Here is a 23189-nt window from a genome sequence, read left to right on the forward strand (position 1 = left end):
TACGTGAAAGAAGGCGCATCAGCCGTATTGTGCCATGCCTGCCGGTGCGTGTTTATTTCTGACCCACTCAGCACGCGTAAGGCCGTCATCCTGGCTGACGCCGTTTACGCGTTTAAAAAAATGCGCGTGCGTCACCGCTGTCAACTTTTCCTGACAGCCCTCTTTCTGCGGGCGGGTTATTTAGCGTATTATCGCCAAATATCAAACGGATTAAGGCCTACGCAATGCGTTTAGAAGTGTTTTGTCAGGACCGTATCGGGCTGGCGCGCGAATTGCTCGACCTGCTGGTAGCGCGCAGCATCGATCTTCGCGGCATTGAAGTCGCCGCCTCAGGCCGCATCTATCTTAATTTCTCTACGCTGGAATTCGAACAGTTCAGTAATCTTATGGCGGAAATCCGCCGTACGGCGGGCGTGACTGATGTCCGCACTGTGCCCTATATGCCTTCCGAACGTGAGCACCGGGTTCTGAGCGCCTTACTGGTGGCCATGCCGGAGCCGGTGTTTTCGGTGGACCTGAGAAGTAAGGTTGAGCTGGCGAACCCGGCGGCACAAAACCTGTTTAATCTTGATGAAAACAAGATCCGCAACGTGACGGCCGATCATCTGATCAACGGCTTCAACTTTATGCGCTGGCTGGAAAGCGACCGCGTTCAGGCTCAGGCACAACATGTGGTGATAGAAGGGCGCGATTTCCTGATGGAAGCGCATCCGATCTACCTGTCAGAAGAAAATGACCAGGCAGAACAGCTTGTCGGTGCGATGGTGATGCTGAAGTCCACCGCTCGCATGGGCCGCCAGTTGCAGAGTCTGGTCGTCACCGACGAAACCGAGTTCGATCATATCGTTGCGGTCACGCCCAAAATGCGTCAGGTCGTGGAACAGGCGCGCAAGCTGGCGATGCATGATGCGCCGCTCCTGATCATCGGTGACACCGGTACGGGCAAAGATATGCTGGCGCGGGCCTGCCACTTACGCAGCGCTCGCGGGAAAATGCCTTTTCTGGCACTCAACTGCGCATCTCTGCCGGATGATGTGGCGGAAAGTGAGCTTTTTGGTCATGCGGCGGGTGCCTATCCTAATGCGCTTGAGGGAAAAAAAGGCTTTTTCGAGCAGGCCAACGGCGGGTCGGTACTGCTGGACGAGATTGGTGAGATGTCGCCGACCATGCAGACCAAACTGCTGCGCTTTCTTAACGACGGCACGTTCCGGCGCGTGGGTGAAGAGCACGAAGTTCACGTCAATGTCCGCGTGATTTGCGCGACCCAGAAGAATCTGTTTGAGCTGGTGCAACGTGGCGAATTCAGGGAAGACCTTTTTTACCGGCTCAACGTGCTGACGCTAAACCTGCCGCCCCTGCGCGAGCGGGTTCAGGACATTATGCCGTTAACGGACATGTTTGTGGCGCGCTTCGCCGATGAACAGGGCATTCCGCGTCCACGGTTGTCCTCACAGCTGAATGCTTTTCTGATGCGCTATAACTGGCCCGGAAACGTGCGTCAGCTCAAAAACGCGCTCTATCGTGCCTTAACGCAACTGGAAGGCCACGAATTACGGCCTCAGCATATCGTTTTACCTAAACAGGCACTGGATGTGTCACTCGGGGAAGAGGCGATGGAAGGGACGCTGGACCAGATCACCAGCCGCTTTGAGCGGTCAATTCTGACGCGTTTATACCTTTCTTATCCCAGCACGCGCAAACTGGCAAAACGCCTGGGTGTTTCCCATACGGCCATTGCCAATAAATTGCGAGAGTACGGTTTGGGGCAAAAACGCGGCGACAGCGAATAAAACAAACGCAGCGGATAAGTCTGGCTTATCCGCTGTGGTCATTATTTCAGCGCAGCGAGTGCGGAGTCATAATCGGGTTCAGTGGTGATTTCATTCACCAACTGACTGTAAAGCACTTTGTCATGCTCATCCAGAACGATCACTGCACGTGCGGTCAGGCCTTGCAGGGCGCCATCGGCAATTTCCACACCAAAATCACGTTTGAATTCACCCCCGCGCAGCGTGGAGAGCGTAACCACATTGTTCAGGTTGTCCGCGCCACAAAAACGCGACTGGGCAAAGGGCAGATCAGCGGAAATACATAACACCACGGTATTACTCAGTTCACCCGCCAGCTGGTTAAACTTACGTACCGAAGAGGCGCACACGCCGGTATCGACGCTGGGAAAAATATTCAGAATCTTGCGTTTTCCTGCATACTCAGAGAGTGAGACGTTAGCCAGGTTTTTAGCCACCAGAGTAAACGATTTAACGCTGTCGCCCGGCTGCGGGAACTGACCTGCAACCGCGACCGGGTTGCCCTGAAAGTGAACAGTCTGAGACATAAGCATTCCTTCTAATGATGTGATCTGACAAAAATAACGCGTCAGTACAGGTATAGCCATTGTTTATGACATAAATTTTAAGGGTTTACGAGAGCATTTGTTGCCTAAAGTTAAATGACAGTGATGAATCACCGACAATAAGGAGAGGTAATGAGAACGGTAAAATGTTATCCCGAAGCATGGCCGCTGCACACGCCGTTTGTCATTGCTCGAGGCACTCGCACCGAAGCTAAAGTCGTCGTCGTGGAAATTGAAGAAGATGGCGTGAAAGGCATTGGTGAGGCCACACCTTACACGCGCTATGGCGAAAGCGAAGCGCTGGTGCTGGAGCAAATTGCTACCGTTATGCCACAACTGCAGCAGGGGTTGTCACGGGATGCCTTACAGAACCTGTTGCCGGCAGGCGCGGCAAGAAATGCCATCGACAGCGCGCTCTGGGATCTTGCTGCACGCCAGCAGCATCGGAGTCTGGAGCAGTTAGTTGGCGTCGAACCGACCCGTTCTGTGATCACTGCCCACACGGTGAGCATTGATACACCGGAGGCGATGGCCAGCAGCGCGCAGGCTTTATGGCAACATGGCGCCACCCTGCTCAAAATCAAAATGGATAATAACTTTATTACCGAGCGGCTGATGGCGATTCGTGCCGCCGTACCAGAGGCGACATTACTCATCGATGCTAATGAATCCTGGCACGCTGAGGGCCTGGCCGCGCGTTGCCAGCTATTAGCCGATCTTGAGGTTGCTATGCTCGAACAGCCCTTACCGGCAGGGGAAGACGAGGCGCTGGCGAACTTTATTCATCCTCTCCCCATTTGTGCCGACGAGAGCTGTCACACGCGTGAAAGCCTGCCTGCACTGCGTGGGCGCTATGAGATGGTGAATATTAAACTCGATAAAGCGGGCGGACTGACCGAAGCACTAGCCCTGGCGCATGCTGCGCGACAGCAGGGCTTTACGCTCATGGCGGGCTGTATGATCTGCACATCAAGGGCGATTCGCGCCGCACTGCCGCTGGTGCCGCTGGTGCGTTTTGCCGATTTAGACGGTGCAACCTGGCTGGCTGTCGATGCCGAACCGGCCCTTAAGGTGCAGGACGGTGCGTTGATTACGGCTGCCAGCGCAGCAGAGTGAGCATCGTCTCCAGATAGGTTTCAGTGGCTTCATCCACGGAAATGACAGGCATCTCGGCGGTCACGCACGGCAAACTCAGGTCGTGACACCAACTGCCAAAGGAACCCGGCGTGGCGTAGCCCACGCTGCTGACGCGAGGTAAACCGGTCTGTGCCGCCAGCCAGGCGCCGATTTCCGTCTGATCGGGATCATCGATGCAGGCCAGCGGTTCGTGCCAGGAAACCACCCAGGCCGGTTTAAGCTGATGAATCAGCGCACACAGCGCCTGGGTTTCTGGCTCGGATGCCGGATGTGTGCCCGTCGACAGCGTTACGTCCCGTTCGTCTGCTGCGCTATTCCAGCGATAAACCGTATCCCCTGACTGCCAGTTGGCGGCTGGAAAATTGCGGTTCAGATCGACACCTTTCGCATTGGCTCGCAAACCCAGCTGACAGCCGTCAGGATTCATCGCCAGCACCACATGATGGCGACGCTGCGCCTCCGGCAACGTCCGCAGCGCAGCGGAAAGGGCCGCTATTGCTGCGTTTTCATCGCCGTGCGTACCGGCCAGAATCAGGCCACTGTCGCTGTCTGCCTGCACGGCCGGAAACCAGAGCAGTGGGGCGCCCAGAACCGATCGGCCATACTGCTGCCAGGAAATAGCCAGTTTGCCGCGTAGCGGTCGCGGGTGAAGGGATGACATAGTGACTTTCTCCTGAGGGTTTATGTCAAAGTAGCGGAAAAGCGGGTCAGGGAAAATAGCTATTTATCAATCAGCGATTTGCGCTAAAGTGACCGTTAACAGGCTGAGTCAGTAATATGCTGATTCAGCGCTTCTTTATTATAAAGGGGTGATAATGGTAATCCGCTTTTCGTTGACGCTAACGGCCCTGAGCCTGCTTAGCGCGTCCATGCCGATCTTCGCAGCCGATGTTCCCGCCGGTGCCCAACTTGCCGCTAAACAAGAAATTGTCCGCCATATTAAAGATGAGCCCGCCTCGCTCGATCCCGCTAAAGCCGTAGGTCTGCCTGAAATACAGGTAATGCGCGATCTGTATGAAGGGCTGACCAGCCAGGATGCGCACGGCAAAATTGTGCCTGGCGTGGCACAGAGCTGGAGCAGCAGTGACAACAAAGTCTGGATCGTTACCCTGCGAAATAATGCCCGCTGGTCTGATGGCGAACCGGTGACGGCGCAGGACTTTGTCTACAGTTGGCAGCGCGTCGTCGATCCTAAAACCTCTTCTTCTCAGGCGTCCTTTATTGCGCTGAGCGGCCTGAGCAATGCGGCAGCAATCACCAAAGGTGACATGCCACCGGATAAGCTGGGTGTGACTGCGCTGGATAAAAATCGCCTCAGGATTACGCTGACGCGTCCGGTTCCCTGGTTTCCTGCCATGCTCTCCAACGTTGCTTTTTATCCTGTGCCGCAAGCTGTGGTTGAAAAAGAGGGTGCGCAGTGGACGTTGCCGGGCAAACTGGTGGGCAACGGCGCTTACCAACTCAGCCAACGGGTTGTGAATGAAAAAATTGTCCTGGAGCGTAATCCGCATTACTGGGACAACGCCCACTCCGTCTTAACCAAAGTGACCTTTGTGCCCATCAATGAAGAGTCCAGTGCCACCAAGCGCTATCGTGCCGATGATGTGGATATTACGGAGTCTTTCCCTAAGAACATGTATGCGTTGTTGAAAAAGACGCTGCCGGGCCAGGTCTTTACGCCCGATCAGCTGGGAACGTACTATTACGCCTTTAATACCCAGAAAGGACCAACCGCCGATGTTCGTGTCCGCAAAGCGCTGTCGTGGAGTATCGATCGCGCCGTCATCGCCGAAAAAGTCTTAGGCACGGGGGAAAAACCGGCATGGCATTTCACGCCGGATGTAACGGCAGGCTTTAAACCGCTGCCCACGCTGCAGCAACAGCACAACCAAAAAGAAATGGATGCCCAGGCCAGAGCGTTGCTGGCTGCCGCCGGTTACGGCCCCGGGAAGCCGCTCAAGCTGACGTTGTTGTACAACACCTCTGAAAGCCACCAGAAAATAGCGATTGCGGTGGCCTCAATGTGGAAGAAGAATCTCGGCGTGGACGTGAAGCTGCAAAACCAGGAGTGGAAAACCTACATAGACAGCCGTAACAGTGGCAACTTTGACGTTATTCGCGCCTCCTGGGTAGGGGATTACAATGAACCCTCGACCTTCCTGAATCTGCTGACCTCAGGCAACAGCAGCAATATTCCGCGTTTCAGCAATGCCGAATATGATGCGGTACTTGCAAAAGCGAGCATGGAAACCAGTGAGCAGGCACGTAACGCTGACTACAACCGGGCAGAACAAATCATCGCTGATCAGGCACCCATCGCGCCACTTTATCAGTATACCAATGGTCGTCTGATTAAGCCGTGGGTGAAGGGTTATCCGATTACCAATCCCGAAGACGTTGCCTATAGCCGCGAGCTGTGGATAGAGAAGCATTAAGAGATAGCGGCCAACATGCGGCCGCCTTTTGACATCTTTGTATACAGGCTGAAGATTGCAACTCAATCCCGTCACGCTAGACTGTATCGTATTGATTTTGATAGTGGGGTGACGTTGTGGATGTGATTCAAGGAAAAGCGCTGAAGGTGACCGATGCCATCATTTCCTGCCAGTTGGATGGCAAGGGCGGCATGGTGCCGATTGACGAAACGCAGTTGCTGCACGACGAGCATCCGTGCTGGTTACACCTCAACTATACGCATCCGCGTAGCGCAGAATGGTTGCAGTCAACGCCCCAGATTCCGGATGCCGTGCGCGATGCGCTTGCCGGTGAAAGCATGCGCCCGCGGGTTAACCGCCTGGGCGATGGTTTTATGATCGTTCTGCGCAGCGTGAACCACAACAGTGACGCACGTCCCGACCAGCTCGTGGCGATGCGGGTTTTTATCAACGATCAGCTGATTGTATCTACCCGCCGCCGCAAAGTGTTTGCCGTGGACGAAGTACTGACCGATCTACAAAACGGCAACGGGCCGGTTAACTGTGGCAGCTGGCTGGTGGAGGTTTGCGATGCCTTAACCGGTCACACCAGCGAATTTATCGAAGATTTACATGACAAAATCATTGAGCTGGAAGATGCCTTACTGGACCAGCGTATTCCACCGCGCGGTGAGCTGGGCCTGTTACGCAAGCAGCTGATTGTGATGCGACGTTATATGGCACCGCAGCGCGATGTCTTCTCCCGTCTGGCAAGTGAAAAACTGCCCTGGATGGACGACAGCGAACGCCGTCGTATGCAGGAAATTGCCGACAGGCTGGGACGCGGCCTGGACGATCTTGATGCTGGCGTAGCCAGAACCGCCGTACTGGCAGATGAAGTCGCCTCGGTAATGGCAGAATCCATGAACCGCCGAACCTATACTATGTCGCTGATGGCGATGATCTTTCTGCCTGCTACCTTTTTGACCGGCCTGTTTGGTGTCAACCTGGGCGGCATTCCCGGCGGAGCATGGCGCTATGGCTTTAGTGTCTTTTGTCTTTTACTCGTGCTGCTGGCGTTGGGTGTAGCAGGCTATCTGCGTAAGCGACGCTGGCTATAAGGCCGTGGGAAGAGGTGCAGGGGGCGTTGCGCAGGAAAATCACATTAACAGGGCTAAAGCTGATCGACATCAATATCTGCGATGCGCAAAGCGCGCAAAATCTCTCCCGCAGGTGAATGCAACGTCAAGCGATGGGCGTTGCGCTCCATATTGTCTTACTTCCTTTTTTAGAATTATTGCATAGCATTTTTAATTCGAAATACGCCGGCTAACTCGCCGGCTTTTTTTTGTCCGCTGGCTGAGATGTCAATTCTTTCCTAAGCTTAAAATCCATTCGCTACAGAGGAGAACGGCATTATGGCGATACACAGCAGCGAGCCAATTCCGACCGATCCGCCGCCCATTCCGCAGCCGCAACCCGATCCGCCACCGGATCCTGAGTTTCCGCCGGTAATGGACCCGCCCCCTCACCGCAACGTATAAAAAAAGGGCACGCGACATGACGCGTGCCCTTTGCTTTTAACCAATAGATAAACGTTACTTAATTTCCAGCACGTTAAGACGTTCGCTGACAGCCGGGTTTTCTTCTTCGTCGGCACGCCAGCCAACCGGGTTGACCGGTAGCGTTTCACGATCAAATGCCAGATCGCCACCGTCGACTACCGCGTCACCGTGTTGAATGCCTTTGAAATCAAACAGGTTGATATCGGCAAGGTGAGAGGGCACGACGTTTTGCATGGCGCTGAACATCGTTTCAATACGGCCAGGATAGCGCTTGTCCCAGTCGCGCAGCATATCAGCGATAACCTGGCGTTGCAGATTAGGCTGTGAACCGCAAAGGTTGCACGGGATAATCGGGAACTGACGGGCTTCTGAGAAACGAATGATATCTTTCTCACGGCAGTAAGCCAGAGGGCGGATCACGATGTGCTTACCGTCGTCGCTCATCAGTTTCGGCGGCATACCTTTCATCTTGCCACCGTAAAACATGTTCAAAAACAGCGTTTGCAGAATGTCATCACGATGGTGACCTAGAGCAATTTTGGTACAACCCAGTTCCGTGGCGGTGCGATACAAAATTCCACGGCGCAGACGTGAGCATAGAGAGCAGGTCGTTTTACCCTCGGGAATTTTATCTTTAACGATAGAGTAGGTGTCTTCTTCAACGATCTTGTACTCAACACCTTGCGCTTCAAGATACTCGGGCAGGATATGACCTGGAAATCCTGGCTGTTTCTGATCCAGATTAACCGCCACCAGGCTGAATTTCACCGGCGCACTTTTTTGCAGGTTACGCAGGATTTCCAGCATGGTGTAGCTGTCTTTGCCGCCCGACAGGCACACCATGATGCGATCGCCTTCCTCAATCATATTAAAATCAGCAATAGCCTCGCCGACGTTACGACGCAAACGCTTCTGAAGTTTGTTGAGGTTGTACTGCTCTTTCTTATTAATTTCCTGATCTTGTTGCATTTTATTCAATCTCTAAAACCAAAAGGGGCATGCAGGGGGCAACGTTTTTAAAGGGCAAGCTGACTGTTGAGCATCTGCACCTGATCGGCGTCCAGTTCATGTATCCACGAAGTATCGACTTCATAAACCCTTAGCGCGTTTTCATGCCCCAGATGACTCGTAATAAATGATGGATTTGCGCTAGCGGCAGTAAACAGCCAGCAGGCAAAAGTATGCCGCGTATGGTACGGATTCCGGCGACGAATGCCAGCACGTTTTACTGCTGCGTTCCAAAGATGAGCGATGCGTGTTACGCCATAAGTGCGGATGGTCTGAAACAGGAATCGGTTAACGATGACAGGGAAATGACTGCCTACAGCACTGAAACAGCTGAGGCAGTTCAGACAGACTACATCGTGCCTGTTCGCGATGGCTGGACTCTCCTCAGCCCTGGAACAGACTTTGATAAAGGGAATGGGGCACGTGGGAACGGATAATGAAGCGCAAAAGAAATCGGCCACTTTATGCTGCTTTTTGAAAAACTCAGTAAACACTTAACACAGCCACAACTGCCGCCGACAGACTTACCAACTAAAGCGCTCATGCATAACATTACCATTTTAAATATTTTACAAATATAAACATGATGAATATAGCAAATATACCAACAGGCCATAGAGGCCCATCAGGGAATACCTGAAAAAAAGCAACTGCAAATATTAAAACGCAAATTGGTGGCGCATATAGCGAAAATAGCTGTTGAAACAGCCACAAAAAAGCTTTCTTAATAAATGACATCATGGCTACCTAATCATTCTTTCAATGATTTTAGCAATATCTGCATCTGATGCCCATTGAGCCCGGAACGCGTCGGCACGAATAAATATGGGCTCAACCAGGAAATAAAGCATTTCAAGTTCATTAGCATATAGCGTTGAAAAGAATGCTGGATAGCTAGTTCGAAGACGATCAGCGCTATCTGCGGCCTTCTGCACAATGCCATACATTCCCGCATATGCAACTGCTACTCTCGCTGTACGACCAGCAATAGAACCCATATTAAGGCTAAGATTCAAGCCGATTGAAACACATGTTGCCGTTGCCAAAGCAAACCCGGATTTAGTTAAAGCGTTTGCAGCAATGTAAATATTAACAGCCATCAGGTTTTTTTTAATGCATTCTAATTGATCTGATGTTTTTTTCTTGAATATTTCTTCAAAATAAATATGCAATATCTCATAAACAATATCTTTGCGCTGTAAGAAATGGTAGAGACCTTTAGTAAATCTTACATCTTCATTCAGCTGTTTTTTACACACGTCTTGGTATTCTTGAGTAAAGCACGATGTATAATAAATTGCACGTTTTGCACCTGCACTAATCGTATCTATCTGGTCTGAAACTAAATCCATGACACCTGTTAACGCACGATCTAATTTAGAAGCCAATATGTTATTGGTTTGCAAATAATTTATTATTTCATCCCTGTAATACATTTTCTTATCCTTTTCGTTGTCCTTAATGTTCGTGCTATCGATCCGCCGTTACTAAATGAAAGCCATAGTAATGAGAAAAATTTAACCATGTATAATTTATGGTTATTGAGTTTTTAAGTAAACAGTAAAATTGCTCATAGAAGAGTATTCACGCTAAAAATTATTGGAATTCATAGGCTCCACAAATCTCTCAACCGTAAAGCTTGATCAAAATCATGAATTGATATTGCAGTATTTATATACAGATAAAATTGGAGCGCAAAAAAATGCACCGTGACTACGAAATCATGATTGCTTTTCGCCAGGCTATTAAGCGCGACTGCAAAGGGCGCTCCACACTCAGCACGATTGATTTTGTTCGGGAACTTGATCGCCTAAACTGGACTTACACGCTACACGCTACACGCTACACGCTGCAAACAAATGGATTGAAACGCACACTACAACCTTTCGCGATATTTCAACGTTAGCGGGTGAGGAAAGGGTGTTCCAGGTTTTCAACCCTAATGGTGGCGACTGTGGTTCGCCCTGGTTGACGTTAATTCGTTTTATGCCAGCTGTCAGACAGTATCTAGACCAGACCTGCGCAGAAAACCCATAGCTGTACTGAGTCATAACGATGAGTGTGTAATTGCCCGTTCTGCAGAAGCAAAGGCGGTAAAAATCTCAATGAGTGCACCATATTTCAAGCTTGAGAACGAATTGTTAGGGAGTTGCGCGGCAAACCCTGTTTAGAGCTTGAGGAATTCGCACCAACCAAACAGCAGATTATGGGTTCACGGTCAGTTACTGAATCAGCTTTGCCGGTTGCGGATAATAAAAAGCCCGGTATTACGGGCTGATAGTCATTTGATTTAGTCGTAGCCGCCTTCCTGATATTGCGGACTATCGCCTGGTCGATCCTTTAACCAAAATACAATCCCTACAGCTATAAGAATGGCCAGAATTATAATTATATAAGTCATCATACATTCCCTCGTGTCAGCAACCATTCAATCTTATAGGCGTACAGTTTGTGTGTGTAATCGTATGTGCAGATCAATTATGCAAAAACGATCGGTAAAAACGATCAATCACAGATGCTTTAACCAAAAAAAATCACTTATACATCATAGAGATTACAATTCTCACAATTGATGTGTATTGATTAATACAGATGATGGCTGATGCTGGGTGTCAGTAGAGAAAGAAAGGGATACAGGAAAATGCTCCGTGACTACAAAACGATGATTACCTTTCGTCAGATCTTGAACGCGACAGCGGGGCAATACACCGTCAGTTTTCATTAAAGTAAAAAACCACAAATCAAAAGTTAATATAAGCGAAGATTTTTAACCAAGGTAATGTGAGCGTTAACAGTATCCAGTATTTTTGTTGGAGCCAATCTTAATTTCTGTCAAGTAATTAATTCTTTTCAGGGTGCTGTGATTAATTATTGAGTTTAGTTTTTTTTGCTTTATCTTTCTTCGCTGTAATATACATATGAAGTTGATTAGCTTCCTTGTTGCAACGAACTGAAAACAAATATGGCAAATAGAATAACAGATAAGCAGCATATAAAACTTACTTACATAACACATTTTTATTGCAATCAAGATAATATTGATTCTGTAATAAGCCTTCTCAGGAAATACGAAAAGATGCCTGAAGAAGTATTGCAGGTCACAGAGTTTGTAATAGTAGACGACTGCTCTCCTTTAAAGTATGAAGTACCTGAGTTTAGACTGAATCTGACCTGGCTGTGTATAGACAGTGATATTAAGTGGAATCAGGGTGGCGCAAGAAATTTAGGGGTCACTTATGCCAAATCAGACAAAGTATTAATAACTGATCTTGATCATGAGTTACCGGAAAAAACGTTCCGTTATCTCATCAATCATAAAAGTCCAGATCGAAATTTTTACAAGATTTATCGAAAAAATCAGCGAGGTTTTTACAAAGGCCACAGTAATTTGTTCTTTATTTCTCGCGCAAGATTTATGCGTTTTTGGGGTTATGATGAAGAGTTTTCAGGACACTATGGCGCTGAGGATTACAGGTTTGTAAAATTTCATAAATATCATGGTTCACGTCAGCGTTACCTTCCGAAGGCTTATTTTTGTCTTGAGCGGAACCTCGACAGGAATGATTCATATCATTCACTTATCAGGGATTTAAGCACTAACACACCTGTAGACAGCAAGAAACATTACGAGGTTTGCACATATGGCTATGAGCACGGCCACAGTAGATGTTTTCTTAACTTCACATGGCACATTGTAAAATCGACATCAATTCCTGCTCCAGCTTTTAAAAGAGATGTTGTCTGGCAAAAATTGTGGTGGTTTCGTTTCTTATTTAAAGCGCTAGCGAGATAACATTTTATAACTAAGGAAAGCCCGGCAAGCGGGCAATGGCTCAACAGCATCTGCCTAAGTTGCACTCGGGGGAGTACGATTAAACTCTGGTCATACTCCCCCGTTTTGGCTTACGTCATTGGAGTTTTTATCATCTTTTGAAGACAGCGATGAGCTTTCTACAAGCGGCATAGAGTATGAATGAATAAACGAGAAGGACCGCGACCAACGTTGCAAAAGTAATCGGATCTGATCCGCTTTCATAAGTATCTGTTATAAGACCATGAAGGTGCGAATATGACCAGCCGACTATTGTCTGGGTTAACGCGTTCAGAGGCATTTTGTATGCTGAAAGCCAGAAGGCTAATAAGAAGCACACGATAAACAGCGCAGTGTTTTTAATGAATCTGGCATTTTTCAAAATCATATTTCCCTAATACAACTATGCTTCCATATACAGACAGTGGCAGACGTCGACGATGAATAGTGGTTTTGCGTCCGCCCAGCAGAGAGCGCACATATTGAACCTCATGAGTACTTTCAGAGTCTATCAATCTATGCGACACCTGAGCAAAGTTATCCCGTCAATGTGGCTGGGTCACTCAACGTTGTTTGCACAGGTGTCAAGGGTAATGATCTGATGCCAGCCTACACTGATTACATCATTTCCAGCGACTGCACGCCTTTAACTTCCATAATTTTGTCATACAGATGCGCATCGCTGGATTTGCGGGACAAGGTCACCTGCACGCTTAATTCACACTGGCCACTTTCTTCATCCCGGTTAATAACCGAAATATTACCGTAGCGAATGCCTTCGCGTTGCATCACCAGCAGGACCAATGGCACGCTCTTGGCCTTAAGATAAACAATCAGCGTGTGATGTTTGCCAATCAATAAATGGCTCAGGCGGCGGAACACCTCCAGCACCACCAGGGCCAGCACCGTACCGTAAATGCCAATCTCATACATGCCGCTCCCGATTACCAGTCCGATAGCGGCGGTAACCCACAGTCCGGCCGCCGTGGTCAGGCCTTTTACCACCTGTTTTTGAATCAGGATGGTGCCTGCGCCAAGAAAGCCCATACCGCTCACCACCTGTGCCGCGACGCGGCTGGGATCGAGGGCGACATGATCTTTTATCAACATATCCGCAAAGCCATATTTGGACACCAGCATAAACATGGCGCTGCCGATACCGACCAGGATGTGGGTCCGCAATCCGGCTTCTTTGGCGCGCATCTGGCGTTCCAGGCCAATCAGACCGCCCAGAATCCCAGCCAAAGCGATACGAATCAGCATATCCATTAACATTGTTTTTCTCCGGTAATCATCATGCTTAGATAAGTGCAGTTACGTGACAGTGTGATAACAGGATAATTCTGCTTGCAATTAGCCGTCATATTTTTTGTAAAAAGCTGTTTCTTCTATCGACCCCGCGTCGGGCCTGACATATTCTTGCTTAGCCTTTAACTCACCTTCCCGGAGTCTGATTGATGAAAGCCGCTACTTTTCTGCTGGCTGGTGCCGCGTTGCTACTGTCTGCCTGTAGCAGTAACAGCGACGACAACGAGCCACCACAGCAAGCTACTGCCGCCCATGTTCAGCCACACGTGGTGATGTCGTCTATGGCAGAGGCAAACTGTGCCAATGCAGGAGGTACCCTGGCGTTTTCAAGTCAACTGGACGGTTCGCGCATCGGGATGTGCCAGTTAGTTAACGGCCGTCGCTGCAGCGAGCAGGCGTTGATCGGTGGCAACTGCGCACGCTAAATGAAGCAGGCCGGATGGTGCCGGCCCACCGCGTCAGGCGGTAACTTGATTTTGACAGGATTCTCCCCGGTTGAGCTGACTGATATTTTCCAGCGTGGTTTCTGAAATCGCGGTCAGGGCTTCGGCTGTCAGAAAAGCCTGATGGCCGGTAAACAGCACATTGTGACAGGCTGACAGACGGCGGAAAACATCATCCTGAATCACATCATTCGATTTATCTTCAAAAAACAGGTCCCGCTCATTTTCATAAACGTCCATGCCGAGCGCACCAATTTTTTGCTGTTTCAGCGCGTCAATTGCGGCCTGAGAATCAATTAATCCTCCCCGGCTGGTATTGATGATCATCACGCCATCGCGCATCTGTGAAAAAGCCTGCGCATTCAGTAAATGGTGATTTTCCGGCGTGAGTGGACAGTGCAGCGTTATCACGTGCGACTGTGCAAACAGGGTTTTCAGATCGACATACTCCGCGCCGAGCGCTAAAGCCTGCTCGCTCGGATAGGGATCGAAAGCCAGCAAACGCATGCCGAACCCTTTTAATATGCGCAGAGTGGCAATGCCAATTTTGCCGGTGCCGATGATTCCGGCGGTTTTGTTATGCATATTAAAACCGGTCAGGCCATCCAGGGAAAAATTGGCATCGCGGGTGCGTTGGTAAGCGCGATGAATCCGGCGGTTTAGCGTCATCATCAGTCCCACCGCATGTTCGGCGACGGCTTCCGGGGAATAAGCCGGTACACGCACGACCTGCAGTCCCAGCGCCGCAGCGGCATCAAGGTCGACGTTATTAAATCCCGCACAGCGCAGTGCAATGTATTTGACGCCAAGCGCGGCCAGCTCTTCCAGTACCGGACGGCTACCGTCATCATTCACAAAGATACAAACCGCATCACAGTCTACAGCCGTCTTCGCTGTGGTTTCGCTGAGTAAAAAATCAAAGAAGACCAATTCGAAACCATACTGTTGGTTGACCTGTTCAAGATACTTCTGGTCATAGTGTTTAGTGCTGTATACGGCGATTTTCATCGTTGTGCTCCTGAAAAGGGGATGCAACAAGAATAACGTTTTCTGTTACTTTTTGCTGATACCTGTTTACCTTAGGGGGTGAAACCTTCACCTTCCCGGCGTTACGTGCCATCATTATTCTCAGGATATTGAGAAAAAAAGGATTCTTGTTTTCATGCCGCGGATTTTCCGTCGACGTCTCGCCGCTGTGCTGGCGCTGATTGTGTTGCTGCTGGGATTATTGCTGACCATTACACAGTGGCTGCCGCGTCTGGTTGGCATTTGGCTGCCTGTCGGCACGCGCGTCGAACTGGAAGGCGCGCCGCGCTGGCGCAACGGACAGGTTGTGTTTCCCCAAATCCATTACCAGGTGGGGGACTGTCGTCTGGCAAGTGTCAACCACGCTGCCCTTGGCTGGCAGCACTCGCGTTGGCAACTTAATGCGGAGCTGGTGACGCTACAGAGCGAATGTCTTCAACAGCTTCCTGAAACGGAAAACGCGACGGACGCGCCCAAAACGCTGGCCCAGTGGCAGGCAATGTTACCGGGCGCTGACATCCATATTGGCAAACTCACGCTCTCTCCCTGGCAGGATTATGCCGGGGGGCTGGATCTGACGCTGGATTCATCCCGCCAACAGTTGCACTACCGCGGCACCAACTTGCAGCTCGATGCCACCTTACAGGGCCAGCAGTTGAATATTAGCCAACTGACCTTGACGCATCCGGCATTACCCGAACCGCTGAGCCTTAATGGTCACTTCGAACTGCCTGAATATGCCAACGGCTTACCCGTTAACGGCGAGATTACCGGCATGCTGGCGCTGGCGGCTTTTCCACAGCCGGTGCAAGCCGCATTAAGCTGGCAGCATCAGCGTGGTGTGCTCAATATTACTACGGCGGGAACTGACCAGCCCTTGCTCCATCTTCCCTGGCAGGCCAGCCGCGAGCGCATAACGATTGAACGCGGGGAATATTACTGGCCACTTGCGGCGCAACCGCTGTCTGGCTTTGTGAATCTGACGCTGAACAACTGGCAGGCCGGCCTGGATGCCACCGAGATCAGTGGGCGTCTTAATATGTTAACCCAGGGACGCGGCGGCAAAGGTAATGTGGTACTGGGAATAGGGCCGGGTCATCTCAGCCTCACGCAAAGCCAACTGCCTTTACAGCTGACGGGTGAAAGCAAATTCTCTGCGATGCAGCTTTTTGGCACTATTCCTGGCGAGCTGAACGGCTCATTACTCAACCCGCAACTGACGGTTAAACCCAAAGCGCTTTTACGCCTGCGCGGGCGTTTACTCTCCACGCTGGAAGTCGATGAAGCGCGCTGGCCGCTGGCAGGTATACGTTTATCCTCACAAGGGATCTCCGGACGCCTGCAGGCAATTCTGCGTGCCCACGATCCCAGCTTTGGCCGGTTTACTCTGCATCTTGATGGTGGCGCGCATAACTTTTGGCCCGATTCGGGTGTGTGGAACTGGCGCTATTGGGGTGAGGGCGAAATGCGCCCCTTGCAGGCGAAGTGGGATGTGAACGGCACCGGCGGCTGGCGCGATACGCTGATTCATCTTGATCGCTTGTCTACAGGGTTTAACCAACTTGAATACGGTGGCGTTCGGGTTGAAAAGCCCCGCTTAACGCTGACGGCACCGGTCAACTGGCAGCGTGATGAGCGCCATCCATCATTTAACGGTAAGTTCCAGATGCAGGCAGGGGAAACGCGCTTTAGCTACGGCGGCTGGCTGGCAGATTCCACCCTCGACTTTGCGGCGACAGGCCGCGATCCAGGTCATTTCGTCTGGGGCGGACAGCTGAAAGCGGGCAAGGTCGGACCGGTGCGTGTTAACGGTCGCTGGGACGGCGAGCGTTTACGTGGACAGGCCTGGTGGCCAACCCAGTCGCTGACGGTATTTCAGCCGCTGCTCAGTCCTGAACTGAAAATGAAGATTCAGTCAGGTGAGTTGCGCGCCCAGGTGGCATTTTCTGCCGCGGCTAAGCAGGGCTTTCAGGCTGGCGGACACTGGACTGTGAAAAACGGCAGCGTCTGGACACCCGACAGCCAGGTCAACGGTATCGATTTTTCCCTGCCTTTCCGTCTACAACATCAGCAGTGGCATTTTGGACGTCGCGGGCCGGTTTCATTACGTATCGCTGAAGTCAAAAACCAGTTTGCCATGCAGAATATTCGGGTCGATTTACAAGGTGCTTATCCTTGGCGTGAAAGCGATCCGCTATGGTTACAGGATGTCAGCATGGATCTGCTGGACGGCCAGATCACGATGCCGTCATTACGGCTGCCGCAGCACAGCCCGGCGCGCGTTTCGCTGCGAAACATCAGCCTGAGCAAGCTTGTCAGTGCTATTGATCCCAAACAGTTTGCCATGTCAGGAAGCGTGAACGGCGAATTACCGCTGTGGATCAACAATCCTCGCTGGATCGTTGAAAACGGCTGGATAGCCAACAGCGGGCCACTAACCTTCCGCCTGGATAAAGACATGGCCGATGCCATTACCCGGAATAATATTGCCGCTGGCGCGGCGATGGACTGGCTGCGCTATATGGAGATTTCGCGTTCGTGGGCCACCCTTAATCTGGATAATCTCGGGGAGCTAACCATGGAGTCGCAAGTGAAAGGCACCAGCCGTTTCAGTAATCGTACTCAGACCGTGAATTTAAACTATCGTCATCAGGAAAACCTGTTCCAGCTGTGGCGCAGCCTGCGTTTTGGCGATAATTTGCAATCCTGGGTGGAGCAAAACGCCACCTTGCCGTCGAAAAAGGATCAATCACCATGAGCCTCAGGGCTGTACTGCTGATGGTAGCCTGGCTACCGCTAACGGGTTGCGTGCCGCGCATTGAAGTGACCGCACCGAAAGAGCCCATCACCATTAATATGAATGTGAAAATTGAGCATGAGATCCACATTAAAGTGGACAAGGATGTCGAAGCCTTACTGAAAAATCAGAGCGGCCTGTTCTGAGGAGAGCCAGCATGAAACGCATCGGTATTGCACTTTTACTGGCGACGACGATGAGCCAGCCCGCCTGGGCTTTAACGCTTGATGAGGCGCGTCAGTCAGGTCGGGTGGGCGAAACCCTGTCGGGCTATATTGCGCCGCGATCAGACGACAGTGAAACGCTGGCGCTGGTTAAACGCATTAATGACGGACGAAACGTCGAGTACCAACGTCTTGCCGAGCAGAACAACCTGAAAACAGACGACGTGGCCCGAATTGCGGGACAAAAGCTGGTCACGCGTGCGGCTGCGGGTGAATACGTGCGCGGCATTAACGGTCAATGGCTAAAGAAATAACCTGGCCGGGCGATACATTTCAGGCATAAAAAAACCGGGCGGGTGCCCGGTTCTGGATCAAAACAGCATAATTACGCCGTGACGATCTGCTTAATCGCGTCTTTGGCTTCGCTGGTTGCTTTGGTGGCGACTTCAGGGCCGTAAGCGATGCCTTCAGCAAACACGAACTCGACATCGGTGATACCGATAAAGCCCAGGAACAGCTTAACGTAAGGGGTCAGCAGGTCAGATGCAGTGTCTTTGTGAATACCGCCACGGCTGGACAGAATCACAGCACGCTTACCTTTCACCAGGCCTTCAGGGCCCGCTTCGGTATAACGGAACGTAACGCCAGCACGGGCGATCAGATCGAAATAGTTTTTCAGCTGGGTAGGAATGTTGAAGTTGTACATCGGGGCTGCAATCACTACGACGTCGTGCGCCTGCAGTTCTGCAATCAGTTCATCAGACAGCGCCAGTGCATCCTGCTGGCGGGGTGACAGTGGGGCATCAGAAGGGCGTAACGCACCGACTAACTCACCGTCGAGTACCGGAACCGGGTTTGCTGCCAGATCGCGAACGGTGATCTGGTCGCCTTTAGCCTGAGCCTGCTCAATGTAGAAGTCAGCCAGCTGGCTTGACTGAGAATAACCCGCAAGAATGCTTGATTTCAGAACTAATACTTTGCTCATGGTAGTTTCCTGTCTGTTATGCGGAAGGCTTTCCGCTCAATGATTTACACTCTACAAACATCAGGCCGAGGGTGAAAGCGCAATATTTCGAGAGCTATATTCGAATTAATTGAACAAGCTGGTTTTGCCGACGGCCACGACGCGAAAGGGAATGTGCTATGCTAGGCGCAATTATTATCGTTAATCAGCCGGTTATCTTAGCGCCGTGCGCTGAGTCCACCCCGTCTGAGTAGGGTACGTCATCACTATGTCTTCTCCGGTTTCATCGCCATTAACGCCGCTCTGGTCGCGGCTTGATGGGTTAATGCTGCGCGACCGTCAACGCTTACAGCGTCGGCTACACGGCGCTAAAAAAATCAAAAATCCTGAGGCACAGCAAAGTCTTGCTGCCGAGCTAGAGCAGGATATCATCGCTGCAGAACAGCGTGTGACACATCGTGTTGCGGCGACGCCGCGTATTACGTTTCCGGAAAACCTGCCGGTCAGCCAGAAGCAGCAGGCCATCGCTGACGCGATTCGTGACCATCAGGTGGTCATCGTGGCGGGTGAAACCGGCTCGGGTAAAACCACCCAGTTACCGAAAATTTGCCTGACGCTGGGGCGCGGTATTACCGGTTTAATCGGTCATACCCAACCGCGTCGGCTGGCGGCACGAACCGTTGCCAACCGCATCGCCGACGAGCTCGAAACGTCGCTCGGTGGCTGTGTGGGTTACAAGGTGCGTTTTAACGACCAGGTCAGCGAAACCACCCAGATTAAACTCATGACAGACGGCATCCTGCTGGCGGAGATCCAGCAGGACCGGTTGCTGATGCAATATGACACCATCATCATTGATGAAGCCCATGAACGCAGCCTGAATATCGACTTCCTGCTGGGCTATTTGCGTGAACTGTTGCCCCGTCGTCCCGATCTCAAAGTTATCATCACCTCAGCGACCATCGATCCACAGCGCTTCTCGCGGCATTTTAATAACGCGCCGGTGATTGAGGTGTCGGGCCGCACCTATCCGGTAGAAGTGCGTTATCGCCCGGTAGTAGAAGAGGCTGAAGATGTTGACCGCGATCAGCTTCAGGCTATCTTCGATGCGGTGGATGAGCTTGGGCGTGAAAGCCGGGGTGACATCCTGATTTTTATGAGCGGGGAGCGTGAAATCCGTGATACCGCCGACGCGCTGATGAAGCGCGATCTGCCCCATACCGAAGTGCTGCCGCTGTATGCCCGTCTTTCTAACAGCGAGCAGAACCGGGTGTTTCAGTCGCACAGCGGACGGCGTATTGTGCTGGCGACCAATGTCGCCGAAACCTCGCTCACCGTACCGGGAATTAAATACGTTATCGATCCCGGCACCGCGCGTATTAGCCGCTACAGCTACCGGACAAAAGTCCAGCGCTTGCCGATAGAGCCGATTTCTCAGGCATCGGCTAATCAGCGTAAAGGACGGTGCGGGCGCGTATCCGAAGGGATCTGTATCCGGCTTTACGCCGAAGATGATTTTCTCAGCCGCCCGGCATTTACCGATCCTGAAATTCTGCGCACCAATCTGGCGTCCGTTATTTTGCAGATGACGGCGCTGGGGCTGGGTGATATCGCCGCTTTCCCGTTTGTGGAAGCGCCGGATAAACGTCACATCCAGGACGGCGTAAGGCTGCTGGAGGAACTGGGGGCATTAACCCTCAGTGACGACGGGCAGTATAAGCTTACCGGATCGGGCCGCCAGCTGGCGCAGTTGCCCGTGGACCCGCGCCTGGCACGCATGGTGCTGGCCGCGCAGCAGTATGGCTGCGTCCGGGAAGTGATGATTATCGTCGCTGGTTTATCCATTCAGGACCCCCGCGAACGTCCCGCAGACAAGAAGCAGGCCTCGGATGAAAAACACCGTCGCTTTGCGGATAAAGAGTCGGATTTTGTCGGGTTTGTGAATCTGTGGAACTACCTCGGCGAGCAGCAAAAAGCGCTGTCCGGTAACGTATTCCGTCGCCAGTGCAAAACAGACTTTTTGAACTATCTGCGGGTACGGGAATGGCAGGATATTTATACCCAGCTTCGCCAGGTCGTGCGTGAACTGGGCATTCCCGTTAACAGCGAGCCAGCGGAGTACAGAGAGATTCACTGTGCCTTGCTGACCGGATTGCTGTCACACATCGGTCAGAAAGATGCCGATAAACAGGAGTTTACGGGCGCGCGCAATGCTCGCTTTGCCATCTTCCCAGGGTCCGGTCTGTTTAAAAAGCCGCCTAAGTGGACAATGGTGGCAGAACTGGTTGAAACCAGCCGCCTCTGGGGCCGCATCGCGGCGCGTATCGATCCCGAGTGGATTGAGCCGCTGGCTCAGCACCTGATTAAACGCAGCTACAGTGAACCTCACTGGGAGAAATCGCAGGGCGCCGTTATGGCCAGCGAAAAGGTTACCCTGTACGGTTTGCCGATTGTGGCCGCGCGCAAGGTGAACTACGGCACCATCGATCCGACCCTCAGCCGCGAGCTGTTTATTCGCCATGCGTTGGTTGAAGGCGACTGGCAAACGCGCCACGCATTCTTCCGTGCCAATCAGAAACTACGCAGTGAAGTCGAGGATCTGGAACATAAATCCCGTCGCCGCGATATCCTGGTGGATGACGAAACTCTGTTTGCGTTCTACGACCAGCGCATTGGCAAAGACGTTGTTTCAGCCCGCCATTTTGATAGCTGGTGGAAACAGGCCAGTAAAACCAATCCTGAGCTGCTGAATTTTGACAAGCAGATGCTGATCAAAGAGGGCGCAGATAAGGTTAGTCAGCTCGATTATCCCAACGTCTGGCATCAGGGAAACCTCAAACTTAAACTGAGTTACCAGTTTGAGCCGGGCGCGGATGCTGATGGCGTCACGGTTCATATTCCGTTACCGCTGCTTAACCAGGTGGATGAAGCCGGTTTTGAGTGGCAGATCCCCGGCGTGCGGCGTGAGCTTATCATCGCACTGATCAAATCCTTACCTAAGCCGCTGCGGCGCAACCTGGTGCCTGCACCTAACTATGCTGAAGCCTTCTTAGGCCGGGTTACTGCAATGGAGATGCCATTGCTCGATGCGCTGTCGCGGGAATTCCGCCGGATGACCGGCGTGACGCTGGAACGGGACAACTGGCAATGGGAACAGGTGCCCGATCATCTGAAAATGACGTTTCGTATTGTCGATGAACACAACCGCAAACTGCAGGAAGGTAAAGATCTGGCCGCGCTGAAAGTGCTGTTAAAAGGCAAGGTACAGGAAACGCTGTCCCAGGTGGCGGACGATGGCCTGGAGCAGAGCGGTTTACATCTCTGGAGCTTCGGCGATTTACCCCGGAGTTACGAGCAAAAACGCGGCAACTATCAGGTTAAAGCCTGGCCAGCCCTGGTGGACGAGAAGGACAGCGTCGGCATCCGTTTGTTTGACAGTGAGCATGAGCAGCAGAAAATGATGTGGCGCGGTCAGCGTCGTTTACTGTTACTGAATATCCCGTCACCAGTGAAGTATCTGCACGAAAAATTACCCAACAAAGCCAAATTGGGGCTGTATTTTAACCCTTACGGCAAGGTGATGGAGTTGATCGATGACTGCATCGCCTGCGGCGTGGATAAGTTAATCGCAGAGGCCGGTGGTCCGGCATGGGAACAAACGCAGTTTGAAGCGCTGCGTGAGAAAGTGCGCGCCGAGCTGAATGACACCGTGGTCGCGATTGCGAAGCAGGTTGAGCAGATTCTGACAGCGGTATTTAACATCAATAAGCGTCTTAAAGGACGCGTTGATATGACGCTGGCACTGGCGCTGTCGGATATTAAAGCGCAGATGAATGGCCTGGTTTACCGGGGGTTTGTCACCCAGAACGGCTGGCAGCATCTGGCAGATACGTTACGTTATTTACAGGGCATTGAGCGTCGGCTGGAGAAGGTGCCGGTCGATCCTCACAGCGATCGTGCCCGTATGCTCAAAGTGCAGGCCATTGAGCAAGCATGGCAGGCCTGGCGTAACAAACTGCCGCCACAGCGTCAGGATGATGAAGACGTGCAGCATATCCGTTGGATGATAGAAGAGTTACGTATCAGCCAGTTTGCTCAGCAGCTTGGCACGCCTTATCCGATCTCGGATAAACGTATCTTACAGGCGATGGAGCAAATTGCAGGGTAGCCATTGATGCCTGATGTGATGAGCGAAAAAA

General features: G+C 51.6%; 18 protein-coding genes and 4 pseudogenes. 14 read left to right on the forward strand and 8 right to left on the reverse strand.

Annotated features, from left to right (window positions below; all coding sequences use genetic code 11):
- Positions 1–224 precede the first annotated feature (224 nt).
- On the forward strand, positions 225–1790 hold the full coding sequence (gene tyrR / locus FBY13_RS00190) for a transcriptional regulator TyrR (RefSeq protein ID WP_145393172.1): 1566 nt from the start codon (positions 225–227) through the stop codon (positions 1788–1790).
- 41 nt (positions 1791–1831) lie between these two features.
- Here the strand turns inward: tyrR and tpx are convergent, their stop codons facing one another.
- On the reverse strand, positions 1832–2335 hold the full coding sequence (gene tpx / locus FBY13_RS00195; protein WP_063879737.1) for a thiol peroxidase: 504 nt from the start codon (positions 2333–2335) through the stop codon (positions 1832–1834).
- 150 nt (positions 2336–2485) lie between these two features.
- Here tpx and ycjG point away from each other — a divergent pair, with 150 nt between their 5' ends.
- Positions 2486–3469, forward strand: coding sequence for an L-Ala-D/L-Glu epimerase (gene ycjG / locus FBY13_RS00200; protein WP_145393173.1), 984 nt, complete (start codon positions 2486–2488; stop codon positions 3467–3469).
- Here the strand turns inward: ycjG and mpaA are convergent.
- Positions 3444–4151, reverse strand: coding sequence for a murein tripeptide amidase MpaA (gene mpaA / locus FBY13_RS00205; protein WP_063879735.1), 708 nt, complete (start codon positions 4149–4151; stop codon positions 3444–3446). The genes ycjG and mpaA overlap by 26 nt on opposite strands.
- 154 nt (positions 4152–4305) lie before the next feature.
- Here mpaA and FBY13_RS00210 point away from each other — a divergent pair, with 154 nt between their 5' ends.
- The 3 genes from FBY13_RS00210 to FBY13_RS23600 all read left to right on the forward strand — a co-directional run bounded on the left by FBY13_RS00210 (position 4306) and on the right by FBY13_RS23600 (position 7448).
- Entirely contained in the window at positions 4306–5925 is a 1620-nt protein-coding gene (locus tag FBY13_RS00210; RefSeq protein ID WP_096010547.1) for an ABC transporter substrate-binding protein, read from the forward strand.
- A gap of 116 nt (positions 5926–6041) precedes the next feature.
- Complete coding sequence (gene zntB / locus FBY13_RS00215; RefSeq protein WP_063879733.1) at positions 6042–7025, forward strand: zinc transporter ZntB; 984 nt, start codon at positions 6042–6044, stop codon at positions 7023–7025.
- A 297-nt stretch (positions 7026–7322) separates the two neighbouring features.
- Complete coding sequence (locus FBY13_RS23600; protein ID WP_255474398.1) at positions 7323–7448, forward strand: hypothetical protein; 126 nt, start codon at positions 7323–7325, stop codon at positions 7446–7448.
- Positions 7449–7502: 54 nt separating this feature from the next.
- Here FBY13_RS23600 and ttcA read toward each other — a convergent pair whose 3' ends face one another.
- The 3 genes and pseudogenes from ttcA to FBY13_RS00235 form a co-directional block, all read right to left on the reverse strand.
- On the reverse strand, positions 7503–8438 hold the full coding sequence (gene ttcA, locus FBY13_RS00220; protein ID WP_145393174.1) for a tRNA 2-thiocytidine(32) synthetase TtcA: 936 nt from the start codon (positions 8436–8438) through the stop codon (positions 7503–7505).
- A gap of 47 nt (positions 8439–8485) precedes the next feature.
- Positions 8486–8737, reverse strand: a pseudogene (locus tag FBY13_RS00225) (site-specific integrase); the annotation flags it as partial.
- 483 nt (positions 8738–9220) lie between these two features.
- Positions 9221–9913, reverse strand: a complete 693-nt coding sequence (locus tag FBY13_RS00235) for a hypothetical protein (RefSeq protein ID WP_145393175.1) — start codon at positions 9911–9913, stop codon at positions 9221–9223.
- Between the two features lie 266 nt (positions 9914–10179).
- On the opposite strand from FBY13_RS00235, the pseudogene FBY13_RS23605 reads away from it, so the two are divergent.
- From FBY13_RS23605 to FBY13_RS00250, 4 genes and pseudogenes are all read left to right on the forward strand, one after another.
- Positions 10180–10427, forward strand: a pseudogene (locus tag FBY13_RS23605) (hypothetical protein); the annotation flags it as partial.
- Between the two features lie 2 nt (positions 10428–10429).
- A pseudogene (locus FBY13_RS00245) lies at positions 10430–10630 on the forward strand (DNA polymerase V subunit UmuC); the annotation flags it as partial.
- A pseudogene (locus FBY13_RS23860) lies at positions 10609–10707 on the forward strand (hypothetical protein); the annotation flags it as partial. The pseudogenes FBY13_RS00245 and FBY13_RS23860, both read left to right, overlap by 22 nt.
- 732 nt (positions 10708–11439) lie before the next feature.
- Positions 11440–12270, forward strand: coding sequence for a glycosyltransferase (locus FBY13_RS00250; protein ID WP_145393176.1), 831 nt, complete (start codon positions 11440–11442; stop codon positions 12268–12270).
- Between the two features lie 636 nt (positions 12271–12906).
- Here FBY13_RS00250 and FBY13_RS00255 read toward each other — a convergent pair.
- Positions 12907–13563 (reverse strand): MgtC/SapB family protein, encoded by a 657-nt coding sequence (locus FBY13_RS00255; protein ID WP_063879730.1) that lies wholly within the window; start codon positions 13561–13563, stop codon positions 12907–12909.
- A gap of 182 nt (positions 13564–13745) precedes the next feature.
- Here FBY13_RS00255 and FBY13_RS00260 point away from each other — a divergent pair, with 182 nt between their 5' ends.
- Positions 13746–14021, forward strand: a complete 276-nt coding sequence (locus FBY13_RS00260; RefSeq protein WP_063879729.1) for a DUF333 domain-containing protein — start codon at positions 13746–13748, stop codon at positions 14019–14021.
- 33 nt (positions 14022–14054) lie between these two features.
- Here the strand turns inward: FBY13_RS00260 and FBY13_RS00265 are convergent, their stop codons facing one another.
- A complete protein-coding gene (locus FBY13_RS00265; protein WP_063879728.1) occupies positions 14055–15047 on the reverse strand; it encodes a 2-hydroxyacid dehydrogenase in 993 nt (330 codons plus the stop codon).
- 154 nt (positions 15048–15201) lie between these two features.
- On the opposite strand from FBY13_RS00265, the gene FBY13_RS00270 reads away from it, so the two are divergent.
- The 3 genes from FBY13_RS00270 to FBY13_RS00280 are packed head-to-tail and all read left to right on the forward strand — an operon-like array spanning position 15202 to position 18340.
- The gene (locus FBY13_RS00270) at positions 15202–17823 is read left to right on the forward strand and encodes a YdbH family protein (RefSeq protein ID WP_186440772.1); all 2622 of its coding nucleotides are present in this window, start codon (positions 15202–15204) and stop codon (positions 17821–17823) included.
- Positions 17820–18008, forward strand: coding sequence for a YnbE family lipoprotein (locus FBY13_RS00275; RefSeq protein ID WP_063879726.1), 189 nt, complete (start codon positions 17820–17822; stop codon positions 18006–18008). The genes FBY13_RS00270 and FBY13_RS00275 overlap by 4 nt, the downstream gene beginning before the upstream one ends.
- 11 nt (positions 18009–18019) lie before the next feature.
- On the forward strand, positions 18020–18340 hold the full coding sequence (locus FBY13_RS00280; protein WP_145393178.1) for a YdbL family protein: 321 nt from the start codon (positions 18020–18022) through the stop codon (positions 18338–18340).
- 71 nt (positions 18341–18411) lie between these two features.
- Here the strand turns inward: FBY13_RS00280 and azoR are convergent, their stop codons facing one another.
- A complete protein-coding gene (gene azoR / locus FBY13_RS00285) occupies positions 18412–19011 on the reverse strand; it encodes an FMN-dependent NADH-azoreductase (RefSeq protein ID WP_063879724.1) in 600 nt (199 codons plus the stop codon).
- Positions 19012–19258: 247 nt separating this feature from the next.
- Here azoR and hrpA point away from each other — a divergent pair, with 247 nt between their 5' ends.
- Positions 19259–23158 (forward strand): ATP-dependent RNA helicase HrpA, encoded by a 3900-nt coding sequence (gene hrpA, locus FBY13_RS00290; protein ID WP_145393179.1) that lies wholly within the window; start codon positions 19259–19261, stop codon positions 23156–23158.
- Positions 23159–23189: the final 31 nt, after the last annotated feature.

The sequence above is a fragment of the Pantoea sp. SJZ147 genome, from assembly GCF_007828605.1.
In the GTDB taxonomy this organism is placed as follows: Bacteria; Pseudomonadota; Gammaproteobacteria; order Enterobacterales; family Enterobacteriaceae; genus Pantoea; species Pantoea allii.